At 53.1% G+C, this 18,063-nt stretch carries 17 protein-coding genes; 10 read left to right on the top strand and 7 right to left on the bottom strand.

The genetic code is table 11. From position 1 onward, the window contains the following. Nucleotides 1–5 precede the first annotated feature (5 nt). From M6D81_RS05895 to M6D81_RS05885, 3 genes are read right to left on the bottom strand one after another with little or no spacing between them, the layout of a single operon-like run. Nucleotides 6–953, bottom strand: a complete 948-nt coding sequence (locus tag M6D81_RS05895; protein WP_262675897.1) for a DNA-3-methyladenine glycosylase family protein — start codon at nt 951–953, stop codon at nt 6–8. After that, nucleotides 913–1,476, bottom strand: a complete 564-nt coding sequence (locus M6D81_RS05890) for a methylated-DNA--[protein]-cysteine S-methyltransferase (RefSeq protein ID WP_262675896.1) — start codon at nt 1,474–1,476, stop codon at nt 913–915. Before M6D81_RS05890 ends, M6D81_RS05895 begins: the two co-directional genes overlap by 41 nt. Before the next feature lie 2 nt (nt 1,477–1,478). Next, on the bottom strand, nt 1,479–2,042 hold the full coding sequence (locus M6D81_RS05885; protein WP_262675895.1) for a bifunctional transcriptional activator/DNA repair enzyme AdaA: 564 nt from the start codon (nt 2,040–2,042) through the stop codon (nt 1,479–1,481). Between the two features lie 238 nt (nt 2,043–2,280). Between M6D81_RS05885 and M6D81_RS05880 the strand changes: the two genes are divergently transcribed. From M6D81_RS05880 to M6D81_RS05845, 8 genes are all read left to right on the top strand, one after another. Further along, nucleotides 2,281–3,684 carry an MATE family efflux transporter gene (locus M6D81_RS05880; RefSeq protein ID WP_262675894.1) on the top strand — a complete coding sequence of 468 codons (1,404 nt, stop codon included), beginning with the start codon at nt 2,281–2,283 and terminating at the stop codon, nt 3,682–3,684. Nucleotides 3,685–3,762: 78 nt separating this feature from the next. Beyond that, a complete protein-coding gene (locus M6D81_RS05875) occupies nt 3,763–5,226 on the top strand; it encodes a protein adenylyltransferase SelO (RefSeq protein ID WP_262675892.1) in 1,464 nt (487 codons plus the stop codon). 190 nt (nt 5,227–5,416) lie between these two features. Continuing rightward, nucleotides 5,417–5,962, top strand: coding sequence for a 5' nucleotidase, NT5C type (locus M6D81_RS05870; protein WP_262675891.1), 546 nt, complete (start codon nt 5,417–5,419; stop codon nt 5,960–5,962). Further along, on the top strand, nt 5,959–7,698 hold the full coding sequence (locus M6D81_RS05865; RefSeq protein WP_262675890.1) for a LamG-like jellyroll fold domain-containing protein: 1,740 nt from the start codon (nt 5,959–5,961) through the stop codon (nt 7,696–7,698). The genes M6D81_RS05870 and M6D81_RS05865 overlap by 4 nt, the downstream gene beginning before the upstream one ends. Nucleotides 7,699–7,731: 33 nt before the next feature. Next, on the top strand, nt 7,732–8,520 hold the full coding sequence (locus M6D81_RS05860; RefSeq protein ID WP_262675889.1) for a DeoR/GlpR family DNA-binding transcription regulator: 789 nt from the start codon (nt 7,732–7,734) through the stop codon (nt 8,518–8,520). A 184-nt stretch (nt 8,521–8,704) separates the two neighbouring features. Beyond that, nucleotides 8,705–9,643, top strand: a complete 939-nt coding sequence (locus tag M6D81_RS05855; protein ID WP_262676014.1) for an ABC transporter permease — start codon at nt 8,705–8,707, stop codon at nt 9,641–9,643. A gap of 62 nt (nt 9,644–9,705) precedes the next feature. Then, nucleotides 9,706–11,424, top strand: a complete 1,719-nt coding sequence (locus M6D81_RS05850; protein ID WP_262675888.1) for an extracellular solute-binding protein — start codon at nt 9,706–9,708, stop codon at nt 11,422–11,424. A gap of 27 nt (nt 11,425–11,451) precedes the next feature. After that, entirely contained in the window at nt 11,452–12,351 is a 900-nt protein-coding gene (locus M6D81_RS05845; RefSeq protein ID WP_410795699.1) for a carbohydrate ABC transporter permease, read from the top strand. A 65-nt stretch (nt 12,352–12,416) separates the two neighbouring features. Here the strand turns inward: M6D81_RS05845 and M6D81_RS05840 are convergent, their stop codons facing one another. The 3 genes from M6D81_RS05840 to M6D81_RS05830 form a co-directional block, all read right to left on the bottom strand. Next, nucleotides 12,417–14,345, bottom strand: coding sequence for a glycosyl hydrolase family 18 protein (locus M6D81_RS05840; RefSeq protein WP_262675886.1), 1,929 nt, complete (start codon nt 14,343–14,345; stop codon nt 12,417–12,419). Nucleotides 14,346–14,522: 177 nt separating this feature from the next. After that, nucleotides 14,523–14,810, bottom strand: a complete 288-nt coding sequence (locus tag M6D81_RS05835) for a YxcD family protein (protein ID WP_262675885.1) — start codon at nt 14,808–14,810, stop codon at nt 14,523–14,525. 1 nt (nt 14,811) lies between these two features. Then, nucleotides 14,812–15,249, bottom strand: coding sequence for a hypothetical protein (locus M6D81_RS05830; RefSeq protein ID WP_262675884.1), 438 nt, complete (start codon nt 15,247–15,249; stop codon nt 14,812–14,814). A gap of 122 nt (nt 15,250–15,371) precedes the next feature. Between M6D81_RS05830 and M6D81_RS05825 the strand changes: the two genes are divergently transcribed. Further along, complete coding sequence (locus M6D81_RS05825) at nt 15,372–15,908, top strand: DUF309 domain-containing protein (protein WP_262675883.1); 537 nt, start codon at nt 15,372–15,374, stop codon at nt 15,906–15,908. A gap of 14 nt (nt 15,909–15,922) precedes the next feature. Here M6D81_RS05825 and M6D81_RS05820 read toward each other — a convergent pair whose 3' ends face one another. Continuing rightward, a complete protein-coding gene (locus tag M6D81_RS05820) occupies nt 15,923–16,783 on the bottom strand; it encodes an AraC family transcriptional regulator (protein ID WP_262675882.1) in 861 nt (286 codons plus the stop codon). 121 nt (nt 16,784–16,904) lie between these two features. Between M6D81_RS05820 and M6D81_RS05815 the strand changes: the two genes are divergently transcribed. Continuing rightward, a complete protein-coding gene (locus M6D81_RS05815) occupies nt 16,905–18,056 on the top strand; it encodes a glycoside hydrolase family 88 protein (protein ID WP_262675881.1) in 1,152 nt (383 codons plus the stop codon). Nucleotides 18,057–18,063 lie beyond the last annotated feature (7 nt).

Genomic DNA, 18,063 nt, shown 5'->3' with positions numbered 1-18,063 from the left:
AGTATTCACGGTATTAGGCTGCGCCACAGATAGAAGACGGCATATGCCTCCCAATTGCGCCAGCGGGAGAAGATATCGGCAATCTCCTTCAGACCAGGCTTCTCCGATCTGCCCAGCAGACGCTTCAGCGCATTGTGAAGCCCGGCATCGCCAATCGGGAAGGCGGACGGATCGCGGAAGCAGCGCATGAGCACGTAATGGGCAGTCCATGGTCCGATTCCCCTAATATTCAGCAGCAGCTTCTGAATCGCTTGAAAATCGTTGCCTGTTGCTGCAAGCAATCCTTCCTTGGACAGACTGCCTTCATCCATTAGGCTGGCGACATGGACGATGTACTCCGCTTTCCTGGCGGTCAGTTGCAGCTTCGTCAGCTCATGGGGCGATAGCGCGGCAATATCCCGCGGCTTCGGGAACAGCCAATGGGCATGACCGTTCCATGTAAGGCACGATCCGTATGCAGAGACGAAGCGCTGCTTGAGTGTATAGGCGAACGCGAGATTAATCTGCTGTCCCATAATCGCCCAGCACAATGCTTCGAACAGATCGGGTATCCCCACGATTCGCAGTCCGGCATACTGCTCCGTAAGTTTTCCGAGCATCGGGTCGTCCTTCATGAGCGAATAGAAGGGAGTCATATCCCGCTCCAGATCCAGCCACTCCCGCAAGCCGCGCGCCAACTCTAACCAGATCGTTGTATCTTCAATCCGCCTGTTCAAGCAGGCGATGCGGAGATAATCGCCGGAATCGCTAATTCGCAGAAGGAAGGGCTGATCGTCAATGGACATCAGCTTGAGAATGTCCCCCTCTTCCACCCGATGCATGCACTCTGTCGACGATCTCGTCAGATGCTGCAAGCACTCCGAGAAGCTGAAGACAGGGGGCAAGGCCAGTCTGATCTCTCCCGCTTCTTCGTCAAAACTGAAATCTGGCGTGTCCGGCAGCTTTATAATCATAGTACCCCTCCAATCGCAGCAGCTCCTCTTTCATATGCAAGCCGCCCCTGAAGCCAGTTAGCGCATTGTTCTTGCCGATGACCCGATGGCACGGGACGATAACAGGCACAGGATTCGCTCCGTTCGCCGAGCCGACGGCTCGTACGGCCGAAGGCTTGCCTATCGCCGCCGCTATCGCCGAGTAGCTTCTTGTCTCTCCGTACGGTATGGCGGTCAGCGCCTTCCAGACTTCTCTCTGGAAAGCCGTCCCCCGCATATCCAGCGGCAAGTCGAAGCCGGTTCTCTCACCACGGAAATATTCCTGAAGCTGAGCAGCATACAAGCTCATTCGTTCATCGTCCTTGATAAGCCGGGTGTTCGGCATATGCTTCGCCGCCCAAGCGGTCACGTCGTCCATCGATTCATGAGGCCATGTCAACCGGCAAATGCCGAGCTCCGTCGCTACGGCATAGAGCGGCAGAGATGGATAAGCGGGATGAACGACAGAAGTCCAGAATAAGGTGGATTGCGGTATCGTCGTCATTTCTATTTCTCCTTTCGTCGTTTCTGGTAATCCATCGGCGTGCAGCCGACTGAAGAATGGAATAGGCGGGTAAAGTGCGAAGCGCTTCGGTAGCCTGTCGCAGCTGCGACGCCGGCGATCGTCATCTTGCCTTCCGCAAGCTTTCGCTTGGCTTCTTCCAATCGAATATGCTGCAGACGCTTGGCCGGCGTCGCGCCAGTCGTGCGCTTATATACGCGCTGCAGATGATACGGGCTGATCTGCAGTTGTCCGGCTAAGCTGTCCAAGGTGACATTCCCGCCGAATTGTTGCTTCATAAGCGAATCTGCGGCATGGACGAGTTCCGCATCAGGGCCGTGAGGTCCGGGACGCTCTGGCCGGCATCGCTTGCAGGGGCGGTACCCGGCTTCCAACGCTTCTTTGACGCTAGTATACAATTGCACATTTTCCGGCTTCGGCGTACGCGATCTGCAGGAAGGCCTGCAGACGATGCCTGTCGTTCTTATGGCAGTATAATAAACGCCGTCATAGCGCGTATCGCGCTCCAATATCGTCTCATATACCGATTGAAAAATAGATTCGTCCATAGCCTTCATTCCTTTCGACATCTTCCCTCATTATAAACGGTAAAGCGGGCTATGATAATAGAATGGAAATAGGATAGCAAGATTTCGATATAACAGGCTGCAAGCGAATTGACAGATTGGAGCTTCGGTGTTATTCTCCAGAATATACCGAGATATTTAGCAAGGAATCAAATGACGGAACGGGTAGCTCTTCGCAAGAAGAGTTTTTCCTTTTTTAAATAGAAAAGAGATGGCGATTATGCTGCGTAAACTGCAGGAACGTATGACATTATTGTTGCATAAGCACTTCTCGGGCGAAGCTATGGATTATCGGCAAGTATCCGCCCTCTTTTTGCCTATTCTGATTGATCAGGCATTCATTATCGGGTTAAGCGTTGTCAATACGGCGATGATCAGCTCATCCGGCGTGGCGGCGATTAGCGCCGTCAACATGGTCGATGCGCTGCATATTCTGCTGATCAATATATTCGTAGCGGTTGCTACCGGCGGAACGGTGGTCGTGGCGCAATACAAGGGCAGCCGCAATCCGCTCATGGTGTCACGCGCCACCGCTGCCAGCGTCACTGCCGTCACGCTGCTCGCAGCGGCTATTGCCCTGCTGCTGGTGAGCTTGCATCAGCCCATTCTTCGCGTATTGTTCGGGACGGCTTCCCCCGATGTGATGGAGAGCGCTCGTGTGTATCTGATCGGCAGCAGCATCTCTTACGTCGGACTTGCCGTCGTTCAAGCGGTATGCGGCTCGCTTCGCGGCGTAGGGAAGACCAGGGCGGCACTGGCGCTGTCTCTTATCATGAACGCGCTCTATGTTTTGCTTAATCTGCTGTTCATTCAAATGTTGGATATGGGCGTGCAGGGCATGACCATCGCCATTAACATTGCCCGATATGCCGGAGCTGTCTGCGCATTGTACTACCTGTTCAAAATAGATGCCACTTTACATATTCGACTGGTCGATCTGTTCCATATTCCAATCTCCATGCTGCGCAAAATATTGTTCATCGGGCTTCCTTTCGCGGCGGAACAAGTGTTCTTCAACGGCGGCAAGCTGCTGACGCAAGTGTTCATCGTCTCGCTCGGCACATACGCCATCGCTACGAACGCCATCGCGAGCTCCTTGGCGGGATTTATACAAATTCCCGGCGCCGCTCTGTCGCTAACGATCGTAACGGTCGTCGGACAATGCATCGGCAGCGGCAATATTGCGGATGCCCGCAAGTTTATCCGTTCCTTTCTGTGGCTGGGGTCAGGCATGCTGGCAGTGGCGGGGCTGCTGATTTTGCCGTTGTTTCATCCGCTTATCGGATTGTTCGAGCCGCCGTCCGAGATCGTAGGAGATATCTTCTTGCTGCTGGTCGTTATCGTCATTGCCCAAGTGCCGTTATGGTCGGTCAGCTTTATATTGCCGGCTGCGCTGCGGGCTGCGGGCGATGCCCGCTTCACATCCATGACGTCCATGCTTACGATGTGGCTGTTCCGCCTATCTCTGGGCTACGTGCTGGGCATTACGTTGGGGATGGGCATTCTCGGCATCTGGATAGCCATGATATTGGAATGGGGTGTGCGAGGAGCCGTATTCGCGTGGCGTCTGCGGGGGGAGAAGTGGCATACGCATAGATTAATCAAGGAAACGGAAAAAGGGTAGCGGCTCATTGCATCGATTGCCGGTATCTCGCAGATAATGAAGTGTAATAAGTGTTGGAAAGGAGACAGAATAGATAGAATGGAACATCAACCGAATGAAGCAGGCTGGCGGTTCGATAACAGCTACAGCCGCTTGCCGGACATGCTGTTCTCCGAAGTGCGGCCGACTCCGGTCCGTTCGCCGGGAATCGTGAAGCTGAATGCCGCATATGCGGAGCAGCTGGGTCTGGATGCCGAAGCGCTGAATAGCGAGCATGGAGCGGCCGTGCTTGCCGGCAATGCCATACCGGAAGGAGCGCTCCCGATTGCCCAAGCTTATGCGGGACATCAGTTCGGCCATTTCACGATGCTGGGAGACGGTCGGGCGATACTGTTGGGCGAGCATATTGCCCCTGACGGGAAGCGGGTGGATATACAATGGAAAGGGTCGGGAAGAACGCCGTATTCCCGCAGCGGCGACGGTCGTGCCGCGCTGGGACCGATGCTGAGGGAATATATCATAAGTGAAGCGATGCATGCGCTAGGTATTCCGACTACACGCAGTCTGGCGGTCGTCGCTACAGGCGAACCGGTGTTCAGGGAGGCTGCTCTGCCGGGAGCGATACTTGTCCGGACTGCGGCAAGCCATATTCGCGTGGGCACCTTCCAATATGTCGCCAACTGGGGCGATAAGGAGCAATTGCGTCTGCTGGCCGATTATGCGATTGGCAGGCATTATCCGAACTGCGCGGCGGACAACGAACGATACTTGTCGATGCTGCGTGAAGTCATCGAGCGCCAAGCGCAATTGATTGTCAAGTGGCAGATGGCAGGATTCATACACGGCGTCATGAATACCGACAATATGGCAATAAGCGGCGAGACAATCGATTACGGGCCGTGCGCATTCATGGACGCTTATGACGAAGCTGCGGTTTTCAGCTCCATCGACAGACAGGGCCGTTACGCTTACCGCAATCAACCGGGCATCGCCGCATGGAATTTGGCTCGATTGGCCGAAACGCTGCTGCCGTTGATCCATGATAAGGAAGACAAGGCGATAGAACTGGCGGAGGAAGCTCTCGCACAATTCGGCGAGCGGTATCAATCGTTGTGGCTGGCCGGGATGAGGGCGAAGCTAGGCCTCGTGCAGGAAGAAGAGCGAGATCTCTCCTTGGCCAACGATTGGCTGGCTCTCCTGCAGCGGCATAGCGCCGATTATACGAACGCATTCCTGGCGTTAACCTATAATCGCAAGCAGACCAAGGCGTTGGAAGAAGACGACAGCTACAAGCAATGGCTCTCGGCCTGGCACAATCGGCGGGAGCAGGAAGAGAATGAAGCTGCGTCACAGCAAGTCATGACCGGAAGCAATCCCGTGGTCATCCCACGCAATCACCGGGTGGAGGAAGCGCTGACTGCTGCGATGCAAGGCGATTACGGCGTGATGGATGACCTTCTTGACAAGTTGGCGAATCCATATGAACTAACGCCGGAGAAGGAGGCGTTCTGCCAGACGCCGGATCCTTCGCCAATTCCGTACAGAACTTATTGCGGCACTTGAAGCCGCTGGCCCAAGCTTCAACAATATCAGTGAGTGAATGCACCCCTTTGCGAGCCGCGCATAGGGGTGTTTTTTTTGCTTTACAACTTCTTAAGCTGAAGTTGATATTGTCATGACAATTTCGCTTTATTGTTGTGGTATCTTCTTTTATTCATTCTGATTATGTGGGATTTGGAGGCTGGAAAGGTTCATGAAGCGGATAGCGATTGATATGGATGAAGTGATTGCCGACACGGCGGTCGATCACTTGGAGCAATTTAATGACAGGTATAACGACAACGTCACGCTGGAAGAGCTGGAGGGCACAACTTTAGTGAAGATCAGGCCGCATCGCAAGGCCGAGATCGAAAGCTACTTCGCCAGCGAGACGTTCTTCCGCAATCTGAAGGTTATCGAACATAGCCAGGATGTGATCCGCGAGCTGCAAGAGCGCTATGAGATCTATATTGCTACCGCCGCGATGGAAGTTCCGGCTTCCTTCATGGCCAAATACGAATGGCTGCAAGAAAATTTCCCCTTCATCTCGGACCAGCAATTCGTGTTCTGCGGCGACAAGAGTGTCATTCATGCAGATTACCTGATCGATGACAATGTAAAGCAGCTGAGGAAATTTACTGGTCAAGGCATTCTGTACACAGCTGCGCATAACAAGTATGAATCCGGCTTCCATCGCGTGCATGATTGGCACGAGGTGCGCGAGTTGTTCCTGGGCGCTTCTCAGGTAGCGCGCATATGAACCATGGCCGAATGATACAAGCGAAGCCGGAAAGCAGTCAGGCAATGCCTCTGGCGCATTGGAGATTCTCTCCCGATCACGTGACTGACGGAAGCTTGACCGGAGGGGATCTTGTAATCAGCGACTTGAGCGGCAACAGCAATCATCTGTTACTGGCTGCCATGAATCCGGAAGCCGGGAGGGAAGCGAGTTCGGTTCTTTCATGGGTGAATGGGGAAGAGGGCTACAGTCTACGCTTCTCCAATGACGGTTCCGAGCGAACAGAAGGTTATTACTTCCGCACGTTGGAGGCAGCTCCTCTCAATGCCGATACATTGTCGAACGGGTATACGATTGAGGCTGTCATCGCGATGCCCGATCCGTTCCATGAACAGAAGCACAGCTGGATGGGCGTGCTGACCAGACAAGGGCAAGGAGCCGATCTTGGCCGCAGGGGGGAGAAGGAGCTGCTGGCAACGCTCTCCGTCTCCAGCTGCAAGGAAATGCAATGGGTATGCCATGCCGATAATCTGGATACTTCGGCGACGAATTGGTCCCGGTATTTGCGGGAAGGGGAATGGCTGCATGTCGCGATCGTCAACGATACCCGCCGTACGCTTCTGTATGTGAACGGAATATGCGATTACAGCAGCCCGGCAGAGCCGATTAGGGGCATTGCCGCATTACCCGGTAAAGGCTGGAGCGTCGGGGTATCGGAATGGGAGGGACGTCCCGATAAGCTGTTCTCGGGACTGATGCAGGAGATTCGGATAACGGGAGAGCCGCTGCATCCCAATCGTTGGCTGCGAGACAGCAAGCCGGCAGAGCATTGGCAAGGCGTCTACAACGGTGAAGCTGCACTTACGACCGATAGCTGCTACCACTTCGCCTTCGTGCCCGATCCGCAAATGCAAACTTACATGAATCCGGAAATGGTGCAGGCGCAAGGAGAGTGGCTGGCCGGTCAATCTCGCGAGCTGAACATCGCTATGACTGCATTCGTAGGAGATATGGTCCATAACCGCGGAGCCATCGCCGAGTGGGAGCGCGCATCGCAAGCAGTAATGCCGCTGGATCGGGCTGAAGCTCCCTATATGGTGACGGCAGGCAATCATGACTACGACGACACCGACACGTACCTGCGTTACTTCGGACCCGGGCGCTTCAGCGATAAAACGTACTATCGCGGGCATTCGGCTTCAATGTACAGCTCTTATGCGATATTGCCTGCGGGAAGCTACCGGTACTTATGGCTCATGGTCGATATGAAGCATCTGCGGCAAGACCTGGGCTGGTGCCGTGAAGTGCTGCGCGAGCATGAAGGATTGCCAACGATACTGGTATCCCACGATCTGATCTACGCCTCGCAGCAAGGCGCGCAGCGCAAGCCCCATCAGTCGGCTAATGGCTTGCTCGTATGGCAAGAACTGGTGTACCCGTTCAACCAAGTATTCATGACCGTGAACGGCCATTACAACGGCTGTGTGCATCAGGTTCGCCGGAATAAGGCGGGCAATGACGTCATCAGCTTGCTTGTCAATTATCAGGATGGTTACCGAGGCGGCAATGGCTGGCTAAGACTGGCCGAGGTAGACGAGGCGGCGAACGTCATCTCGTTCCGCACATATTCGCCATGGGTGGCATGTCTGGCTGAAGCGGAACCGCTCCAATATCCGGATTATTTGTTTCTGACAGGGCCATTCGACCAGTTTCAGTTTCCGATCATGTTCAAAGAGCGGTTTTCATTCGCCTATTGACAATTACGGCAGTATTGAGGAGGTAGATATAACGTGTCGTTGCTAGCGGAAGAACGCAAAAATTTCATTATGGAACAATTGGATGCGTTAGGCAAGGTTCGTGTAACCGTGCTTTCGGAGCAGCTCCAAGTGTCGCAAGAAACCGTAAGGCGCGACCTGTTCGTGCTGGAGGAAGAAGGGAAGCTGCGCCGCGTATACGGCGGCGGCGTCAAGGTGCAATATGAACACGGCGAGCCTCCCTATCAGCAGCGGCAGGTGATGAATCTCGAGGCGAAGCAAGCGATCAGCCACAGAGCTGTAGAGCTCATTCAGGACGGCAATACGATCTATATGGATACGGGAACGACGATACATGAATTGGCTCGCGCGATTAAAGGCAAGCACCGGATTACGGTCATTACGAATTCATTGGCCGTTGCCGTGCAGCTTCGGGATTCGATTGTGCAAGGATTGTTCAGCGGACGCATCATCCTGCTTGGCGGCGAGATATCTCCCGAACAGCAATCGATCAACGGGCATCTCTGCCAGGAGATGCTGAAGAGCTTCTACGTCGACCGGGCTTTCATCTCCGTGGGCGGCATGACGATCGAGAGCGGCATAAGCGATTACGACATTAACGATTCCATCATCTCGAAGCTGGTCATCGCAAGTGCCAAGGAGGTCATCGTATTGCTGGATCACAGCAAAGTGGGCATTCAGGCGTTCTGCCATATTGCGCCTCTTGACGCGATAGATGTCGTCATATGCGATAAGCAATATCCCGTATTATGGCAGCAAGAGCTGGAGCGCCAAGGAATCGCCTGGATCACTGTCAACGGTTAATAAAACATTAAAACGGTTCTGATACAACGAAAACAAAAGCGCTTTATGATCAAGATGTCACAACATCAGAAGTGATATAGATTGAATAACGCAACAAACCGCAACAAAATGGCGACAGAAACGGATGTGAGAAAAAGTGCAAAACACTTCGCCGGCAGCTGCCCAATCCGCTTATCCAGCGGGCATGAAAGCGAAGGAGCAGCCTGACAGAGGCTGGCCGCGATTGTGGAAGAGAATGATGAGGCATTATCAGCTTTATCTCATGCTTCTGCCCTGTATTTTGTTTTTTGTTGTTTTTTCGTATGTTCCGATGGGCGGGCTTGTGTTGGCTTTCAAGGAATACCAATTCAACAGGGGCATATTCGGCAGCCCATGGATTGGATTCACTTATTTCGAGATGTTTTTTCAAGATCCGCAAAGCTTGCTCATCTTGCGAAATACGCTCATGATCAGCGCGATGAAAGTTTTTCTTGCTCTGCCGTTTCCCATCTTGCTTGCTTTAATGTTCAACGAAGTCGGGAACGGGAAGCTGCGCAATCTGTTCCAGGGTATAGCGTACTTGCCGCACTTCCTGTCATGGGTCATCGTGGTAGGCATCCTGCAGCGGTTACTGGCTCCGGATACGGGACTGGTCAACGAGTTCATCGCTTGGCTTGGCGGCGACGGCGGCACCTTCTTCTTAATGGAAGAACACGCGTTTTATCCCATTATGTTCTGGAGTTATATATGGAAGGATGTAGGCTGGAGCTCGATCATCTATTTCGCGGCAATTATGGGCATCAACCCTGCGTTGTACGAGGCGGCCAAAATAGATGGGGCCAGCAAGTGGCGGCAAATATGGCATATTACGCTGCCAGGCATCAGGCCGACGGTTATCATTGTGTTTATTTTATCGCTTGGCAATATTTTGTCGGCAGGCTTTGACCAGATCTATTTGCTGAAAACGCCGGGAAATATGAATCTGTCGGAAATTCTGGACACTTACATCATTTATATGGGGCTGGAGAGCGGTCAGTTCGGCTTCGGCACCGCAATGGGACTTATGCAAGGCGTCATCGGATTGATTCTCGTGTTATCTGTCAATCGCGTGGCCAGAAAGTGGTTCGGTTCTTCATTATGGTGAATGGACAATTGCGCAGCGATTGTCTTCACAATATAGAATTCAAACAGGAGAGGGAGAAAAAAATGAGAAAATTGCAGAGCTGGTCCAAGTTGGTGCTGCTGATGATGGTGTGCGCTATGGTGTTGTCCGCATGCGGAACGAACAATGAGCCGTCAGCATCGGAGGATACGGCAACAAATAAGGAGACTCCGGCAGACAAGCCTTCCACCTGGATCGCAGATCGTAAAATAAAAGGGCTGATCTTCATGGGCAGCGACGTAACGGAAGAGATGAATCCGGAAGTGATGAACAAGCTGAAGGAAATGACGGGGATCGAGCTGGAGTTGCAAGCCGTCGGTCATGACGGCTCTCAGAAAGCTCTGGCTGCGGGTCTGGCGGCAGGTGATCTGCCTGACTTCATTGGCTATTACTTGAATCATAGCGGCCGTCCTGAGATGGAAATGATCAACAAAGCCGCTCGCGAGGATATGTTCCATGACGTCAGCTCATTGTTGAAGGAATCCAGCGTATATAGCAAATATTACGAGGACGACTACTTGCCTCTCGATACGAAGTACGGCGTTATGTTCCGTCCGGAGTACGAAGGAGCGGCTTACAGCGTTCATATCAATGTTCCGCGTGAAGGCGGCTACAACGTTCGCAAATATGTGTCCGGTCCGTATATTCGCAAAGATATTGCCGATAAGCTGGGTATTGATCCGCGCGAAGTGACGACATCGGAACAGCTCTATGACTTGGCGAAGAAAATAAAGGAAGGCGGCTTTACGGACAACAACGGCAATGAGGTGTATCCCATCGGACCGACGGTATGGGGCGGCATCGATCGCGCTGTGCTGTACAATGATCTGGTATGGACAGGCTTTAACGGCGAAGGGTTCAAACGCAATGAAGATGGCTCCATCCAGCATGAGAGCCAAACGGATTATGCGATGAAGCGCATCGCATTCGTACAGAAGCTTCTGCAGGAAGAGCTTATGCACCCCGAATATTATACGATGGAAGAGACTCGCGCTAAGGAAGGCGTACTGAACAATTCTTTCGCTATTGTAGGCGATATGCACAACTATGTGGCGGAGAACAAAGATAACCGCTATATCCCGATCGGCCCGCTTAACCTGGTTGACGGCGACTATCGGATGCAGTTGACGTTCAAAGGCGGATATGGCGCGTGGTCGATTCCGAAAACGACGAAAAATCCGGAAGACATCGTCAAGCTTGCCGACTTCCTGGCAAGCCGCGAAGGCAAGCTGCTGTGGAAATACGGCTTGGAAGGCCGCGATTACGATCTGGACAGCAACGGCAATCCGGTACCAAAGCAAGAAGTGCTCGATCTTCTGGAGCAAGATCCGGTGAAAGCAAAATCGCTCGGCTTCGCCGGCGTAGGCAACGACTGGGGATGGTATCTGGGCGGTACTGACCTGAACGATCTGGAAGACTTCGGCGAGGAAAGCTACGGCGTTTCGCAAAATAAAGATTTGAATAAAGGCCCGCTTGAAATCGCAGATTACTGGGGCTACGACGAGAAAAAGGCAAATGCCGATATCCGGGACGGATATGCCGCCCTCGCCTTCATCGGCGAATTCCAAAAAGGCAGCCAGTTGAGCATGGCGCTCGACAAGTACAAGGAGTCCGTCATTCGTGCCTATTATGCCAAAAATAGGGATGAAGCCAAGAAGATTATGGATGGCGCAGCTCAATTGCTGAAGTCGGCCGGCATTGACGATTACATCAAATTGCTGGAAGAGAAACAGAAAGATCCTATGACGAAGCTGCAATTCTAGAAAGAGGTCTATGCGATGAAAAGATCGATGAGAGCATCCAGTACGCTGGAAAAGGGAATGGGTTGGTTGAACTACGGCGTTTTGATTGCACTCAGCCTGAGCATTTTGTTGCCGATTGTCAACGTGCTGGCATTATCCTTCAATGTCGGCACGGATGCGGCGAAGGGCGGTATAACCTTTTGGCCGAGACTGTTTACGCTGGACAACTACAAGGAAGTGTTCAGCCAGTCCAACATCATTAACGGCTTCATGATTTCATTTTTCCGGACGCTGCTGGGCACCTTGCTGAGCGTTTTGTTGACGGCTATGGCCGCGTTCGCACTGAAGAGCCGTACGTTGCCGGGACATAAGTGGCTTACGTTTCTCATCTTTTTCACAATGCTGTTCAGCGGAGGCCTGATTCCTTATTATATCGTATTGAAGGAGCTGCATCTGACGAACAGCATATGGGTATATGTCATTCCGGCCCTGTACTCCGTTTGGAATATGATGATCATGCGTGCGTTTTTTCAACAGACTCCGGAGGGGCTGGAGGAAGCGGCCCGTATTGACGGCTGCGGCGACTTCAGTATCTTCTTCCGGATCATTATGCCGGTCAGCAAGCCGGTATTCGCCGCAATCGCCTTGTTCAACGCAGTAGGGCATTGGAACGACTGGTTCACGGGCGCGTTCTATGTGCGCGACCCGGATATGAAGCCGCTGTCCACAGTACTCCAGGAAATGCTGACCAAGCAGCAGGCGTTGACCGATACGTTGCTAAGCGCAGGCAACGCGATGCAGATGCAGATGATGGATAAAATACAGGTGACAGGCACGTCGCTCAAGATGGCAACGATCATTATAGTAATAACGCCAATCCTGATCGTCTACCCTCTCCTGCAGAAGTACTTTGCACAAGGGGTCATGATCGGATCTCTGAAGGAGTAGGCGAGATGGATAGGAAACGCCCCGCGGTTTATTGGGAAACCGCGGGGCGTTCGTATAGGAGTCCATTATTTCTCGCGAAGCATCTGCGTCCACAGGCCGCTGTCTTCATAACCCAAGCGCCATACGGCTACACCGGCCAGATCGTATTTCTTGGCGATCCCGATGCGCTGGAGCACGGTCTCTTCCGTCTCTGCCCAGAACACATGGGTGTAACCATCATTCTCATACGTGTACATGTATTGGCCCGAAGCTTCATGGAACTGGCCAATTGCGTCATTTTCCTTTATTACTCTCGGCAGCTCCTTCATCAGAATGGCGCGGTTGTCCACGAGCTCGCCGTCACTGTCCAGGCGCCATTCTCTCACGTAGAACGGAATGCCCAGCATCAGCTTGCTGCGCGGTATGCCGTAGTCGAGGAATTGCTTGACTCCTTCTTCCGCCCAGCCCAGACTGGACACGGACCCCGGCGTCTCGCTGCCTCTCCAATGCTCATCGTAAGCCATAATGATGACCGTATCGACAATGCCGCCGAGAGCCGCATGGTCGTAGGCCGTCTTATGATTCCAGCTGACGCTGCCGCGCGGAAGATCAATCGATACTTTCAGACCTTTGGCATGCGCCGCCTCGGTGAGAGCTTTCACGAATGCGGTGTAAGCGGCACGATCGGCTCCCGCCACTTCCTCGAAGTCGACATTCACGCCGTACACGTCCAGTTCCGACAATCTGGCGACAAGTGCGGAGATGAATTTTTTCTGCGCTTCGCCATCCTTCAGAAATTCGGAAGTCATGGTGCGATTGAAGCCGTTATGGATAAGCGGCATGACGAGAATGCCGCGCTCCTTCAGCGTCTTCATGACGGAAGCGTCCGATTTGTCGGTCAATGAACCGTCGGCTGACGCAAGCTCGAACCATGTGGGCGAATCAATATCAAGTCCTTGCGTATTCTCGACGTGGCTTATAATCGTCGTGCTTGAGCCGGAGCCGTTCCAGCCAAGATACTGGAGAGCTTTCGCATTGCTCCATAACATTCGACCGTCCGGCGTCTGTACGGAGCTGTTCGCATACCGCTTGGCGTAATCAAGCGCAGAGCCCATTTGATGGAACGCATGAATTTGTTTATTGCCTTGATAGACGGATAGATAAGGAAGGGCGGACCAAAGCACCGTGCCATTGTACCGGACTTCCGAGCCTGCCAATGTTTTTGCATAGGCAACTGCGTCCTGCAGACCGGGGAACGATTTGATTTCCTTGCCGTTTTGCAGCACATGATAGCTATACGCATTGTTATGTACGATTTTTCCGGTGGCTTCATTCAGCACCGCACTGTTCTTGTAAGCTGCCGCTGCTTTCACCGCATCCTTCAAGAAGGCGTAAGGTTCGAAGCTTTGAATGATTTTGCCGTTTTGCATGAGACGGTAGTGCGCCTTCGCTTCGCTTTGCTGCTTGATCTGCTCCTCCGTCAGGTTGTCCCACACCCACTTGTTACTGTTCAGATCGATGACATGGGCGTTGCTCCACTTCCGAGCTTCCTTCTTGGCTTCCTCCAGCGTGCGGAACGACCATTGCGGAAGGGTGTTGTCGCCTTGATACAACCGATAGCGGTCATAATTCTCGTACACCCAGCCCGTATTCTCCAAGGCTCTTATATGGGCGTTTTCCAGCGATTGCGCAGTGGCAATCGCTTGGTCATACGTTCGGAATTCCAGCGTGGAATCGGATTGTCCGCCATTATAGTACACCTTGTACTCAGGGAAGTTGTCCCATACCCATCCTCTGTCCGGAATGGTCTCTACATGACTGTAGCTGAACCGTTCGGCATAGCGGATCGCATCCCCGCGTCCCGCGAATTCCTTCAGCGGCTTGTCATACTGGTAGACGCGATATTGGGTCATTTTGCCGGAAGAGGCAGCGTTTGCGGATTGACCCGCCGGCATCAGGAACGTTCCCAGCAGCAGCAGCGCCGACGTCAGCAGGAGTAATCCTCTTCTCATCATTATTCTCTCATCACTCTCCTATCTATTCTCATCTATTAGACGCAAGGAGAGTGGGAGAGTTGCAGGATGGAATCTATGAAATATGTGGAAGTAGCGGGCGTACAAAAAAAAGAACGACGGTGCAGAGTCGCTGCACCGCCGTATCCCGGATTATTTAAAATTGTGATAGCAATCCCGTTAATCGTTCATCTGCGCCCAGAATTCTCCAGAGTCCTCGTCTACTCCCAGCTCGATATCGGAAGGGAATACGCGCCGGTTATATTCCGTGAACATATACTGACCGATCGCCTCCCGCATGTTCGACTCGATGAGATATTGGCTGCGGCCGCCCACCCATACTTCGGCGGTGTAGCCGTATTCCTCGTCCCAAGCCAGTTGCACCTCGATATCGGTTGGACGGACGCCTCTGCGCTCCGCAAGATGCAGACAGACGGCATTGATGATTTCGTCCGTGTAAATTCTCACTTTAGTACGGTCTCCGCTCGCTAGGCGGGCTAGGCGGGTTGTTGCGCTTGCTCCGCAAATAGACGAAGGCGACTCTGATAAGCATGATGATGGCAAAGATGGCAAGCAGGTTGACCATCAAGCCCAAAATTTCGCCGAATGCGCCCATGCCGCCGAACAATCCGCCGAACAGCATGCCGGCCAAACCGCCGATCATCAGGCCCTTCATCAGGCTGCTGCCGCCGAACAGGCCGCCGGACTTCTTTGTAGCAGCTGTGGAGCCAGCCGTTCCCGCTTTGGAGCCGGAATTGCTTTGGTTCACATTATCGGTTTTTTTCGGGTTTTGCGTGAAGCTTTGCTTGTTCGATTTGATGCCGCCGCGCTTGGCGTCTGCCACTTGTCCAAAACCAAGGGTTAGAAACAAGGTTAACGCCATCATAATGAGTAGTCCTTTCTTCATTTCACTTTCTCCTCCTGATTTCATTGGCCTATTGATTGCTATCCTCTACTTTTACGGCTAATATAAACTTGGGTTTCAACATAATTTCACAAAAAAATGAATGGATTACGCGAGGTGGCATTATGAATCATTATCCTCAATCTTATATTGCTTATTTGACGGAATTTCATGCGACGAGAGATTATTTCGAATGCCATGAATTGCTGGAGGAGTATTGGAAGGCGCATCCCGACGACGGCCGGTCCGAACTGTGGGTCGGTCTTATTCAGCTGGCAGTAGGGCAGTATCATGAACGAAGGGGCAATCTCAGAGGCGCCGTCAAAATGTACGAATCCGCTTATCGGAAGCTGGATAACGATGACATTCGCTTGCTAGGGCTTGAACGTGCAAGCTTGTTGGCTCGGCTGATGCAGAGAATAGCTGCGGCAGCCGAGCCGGATTCTCCATTCGAAGACATGAATCTTCCGATAGAGGATAACGAATTGTACAATCAGTGTCTCGTCCATAGCTCCGGCCTGGGGGTCGAATGGGGAGCTCCCAGCAGGATGGAAGACGAATCTCTTATTGACCGTCATCGGCTCAGAGACCGAACGGATGTGATCCGGGCACGGACGGAAGCGCTTCGGGAGCAGAGGGAGCGCAGGGAGCGCGGCTTGTGAATGATCGAATGCATCTAGTTAGATCGCTTATAGCGATAGGGACTAATCCCGACATGCTTCTTGAACAAATTGCAGAAGTAGGAGCTTCCCGACAGTCCGATCGCCCGCCCGATCTCTTGCATCGGCATATCGGACGACTTCAGCAGCAGACACGCTTGCCGGATTCGCCTGGCTGTCAAATATTCCGTTATGCTTGTCCCCGTCGTCTGACGGAAGACGCCGGATACGTAATTCGGCGAAAGATGGAGCGCTGCCGCCAGCCGCTTCAATTCGAACGCTTCCATATAATGCTTCTCCATCCATTGCATGACTTGCTCCGCGACCGAAGATGTAAGGGGGCGGGACAAGTCTTCTTCTTTCATCGGGCCTTGATGGCTTCTCAGCATATGCAGCAGCGCGACGAGGAACAGCATTTGCTCCTCCAGCAGCAGCTCCTCCGGCGCTTTCCGAATCCGCCCCTTGTAGTCTTCGAACATCCCATCGACATAATGCCGGGGAAGCCCCGTGAATAGCTGCGGCGCCTGCTGCGGTTCCTTCCAGATCCGATGGAAGAACGACCTGAGTGAAGGGAATGCGGCAAGCGTCGGCTCCAGCGATGACGGTTCGAATACGAACAGGGATCGGACATATCGCGATTCCGGTCCAATTCGCATTTGAATACGGTGCAGCTGGAACGGTTGAAAACAGACGAGGCAGCCCGGCGACAGCTGCAAAATTTGCTGGTTGACGATGACCTGGCCATGACCCTCGTGGACATACAGCAGCTCAAGCCCTTGATGGGCATGATAGATTTCCAGAAATTCTTCCGTTCGGTCTCTTTGGAAGGAGAGCTGGACCGGATGATTGTACAAATTCATATAGTTAATAATTCTCATCGCATGCCTCCGAACAGCGCTATCGTAATCTAGCAACATTTTATCATAAGACAGAACAACTTGACGGCCCCTTTTTTTGCTACGATAGAAGCAGATGGCCAGACATTGGGAGGGGATTCGCATGAGCGGGAATGGATTGGGTGTAGTGCAAGGGAATTCGCTGGAGCAGGAGCTGCCATCCATATGGCAAGCGCTGCAGGAGAAAGTGGACCGGATGATCGGTCAGTTGGGAGACAAATCTCCGCATGTGGCTCCGGCCGACAGCGGACGATATGACGATATGCGGCTGGATTGGTGGACAGCTGGCTTCTGGCCCGGCATCTTGTGGGTTATGTACGATATGACGGGCAAGGAGCATTATAAGAAAGCTGCATGGAGCTGGGACGAGAAGTTCGAGCGCAAGTCGATTGCGGCGAATAACTTTCATCATGACGTTGGATTTCAATATTTGCCTTCGGCAGTCATCAAGTACAAGTTGACGGGCGACGATGACGGCAGGCGGCGCGGACTGGCTGCGGCCAACTTCCTGGCGGGCCGCTTCAATCTGGCAGGGAATTTCTTGCGGGCGTGGAACCAGGACAAAACAGGCTGGTCAATCGTCGATTCCGCAATGAATCTGTCCATATTGTTCTGGGCGGCGGAAGAAATACAAGACCCCAGATTCCGGCAAATAGCGGTTGCGCATGCGAACACGATCGTTCGGCATTTCATTCGGGCAGACGGCTCTGTCAATCACATCGTCAGCTTCGATCCCGAGACCGGGGAGGCGATCGAGTCGTTGGGCGGGCAAGGGGCTGCACCGAATTCCGCATGGAGCAGGGGAGCCGCATGGGCGCTGTACGGCATGGCGAACGCATACCGTTATACCGGAGATGCCGCTTATTTGCACGCTTCGCAGCGCGTCGCCCACTTCTTCCTGGCCATGCTGCCCGACGATTATGTGGCGCATTGGGACTTCCGCGCTTCGGAGACGTTGGAGGGCGAGCCTCGCGATACCTCTGCGGCAGCCTGCGCGGCATCCGGACTGCTGGAGCTTGCGAATGCGCTGCCGAAGGCGCACGGACGGCGATATCGCGAAGCGGCCGAGCGGATATTGCTGTCGCTTACGCGCAATTACGGCACTTGGGACCGTCCGGAGCATGAGGCGATCCTGCTGTCGGGGACGGGCAATAAGCCTGCCGGCACCAATGTGGACGTATCGCTTATTTACGGCGATTACTACTATGTGGAAGCCATCGCCAAGTTAATGGGATGGAACAGCCGCATTTTTTGACGGGAGG

Source organism: Paenibacillus sp. J5C2022 (genome assembly GCF_025567625.1).
Taxonomy (GTDB): Bacteria; Bacillota; Bacilli; order Paenibacillales; family Paenibacillaceae; genus Pristimantibacillus.
This window is presented reverse-complemented; position numbering and strand designations above follow the sequence as displayed.

Bases quoted from the DNA above. Each gene is read 5' to 3' on its own strand.
- M6D81_RS05895 (WP_262675897.1), bottom strand. From the start codon at position 953: ATGATTATAAAGCTGCCGGACACGCCAGATTTCAGTTTTGACGAAGAA.
- M6D81_RS05890 (WP_262675896.1), bottom strand. From the start codon at position 1,476: ATGACGACGATACCGCAATCCACCTTATTCTGGACTTCTGTCGTTCAT.
- M6D81_RS05885 (WP_262675895.1), bottom strand. From the start codon at position 2,042: ATGGACGAATCTATTTTTCAATCGGTATATGAGACGATATTGGAGCGC.
- M6D81_RS05880 (WP_262675894.1), top strand. From the start codon at position 2,281: ATGCTGCGTAAACTGCAGGAACGTATGACATTATTGTTGCATAAGCAC.
- M6D81_RS05875 (WP_262675892.1), top strand. From the start codon at position 3,763: ATGGAACATCAACCGAATGAAGCAGGCTGGCGGTTCGATAACAGCTAC.
- M6D81_RS05870 (WP_262675891.1), top strand. From the start codon at position 5,417: ATGAAGCGGATAGCGATTGATATGGATGAAGTGATTGCCGACACGGCG.
- M6D81_RS05865 (WP_262675890.1), top strand. From the start codon at position 5,959: ATGAACCATGGCCGAATGATACAAGCGAAGCCGGAAAGCAGTCAGGCA.
- M6D81_RS05855 (WP_262676014.1), top strand. From the start codon at position 8,705: ATGAAAGCGAAGGAGCAGCCTGACAGAGGCTGGCCGCGATTGTGGAAG.
- M6D81_RS05850 (WP_262675888.1), top strand. From the start codon at position 9,706: ATGAGAAAATTGCAGAGCTGGTCCAAGTTGGTGCTGCTGATGATGGTG.
- M6D81_RS05845 (WP_410795699.1), top strand. From the start codon at position 11,452: ATGAGAGCATCCAGTACGCTGGAAAAGGGAATGGGTTGGTTGAACTAC.
- M6D81_RS05840 (WP_262675886.1), bottom strand. From the start codon at position 14,345: ATGATGAGAAGAGGATTACTCCTGCTGACGTCGGCGCTGCTGCTGCTG.
- M6D81_RS05830 (WP_262675884.1), bottom strand. From the start codon at position 15,249: ATGAAGAAAGGACTACTCATTATGATGGCGTTAACCTTGTTTCTAACC.
- M6D81_RS05825 (WP_262675883.1), top strand. From the start codon at position 15,372: ATGAATCATTATCCTCAATCTTATATTGCTTATTTGACGGAATTTCAT.
- M6D81_RS05820 (WP_262675882.1), bottom strand. From the start codon at position 16,783: ATGAGAATTATTAACTATATGAATTTGTACAATCATCCGGTCCAGCTC.
- M6D81_RS05815 (WP_262675881.1), top strand. From the start codon at position 16,905: ATGAGCGGGAATGGATTGGGTGTAGTGCAAGGGAATTCGCTGGAGCAG.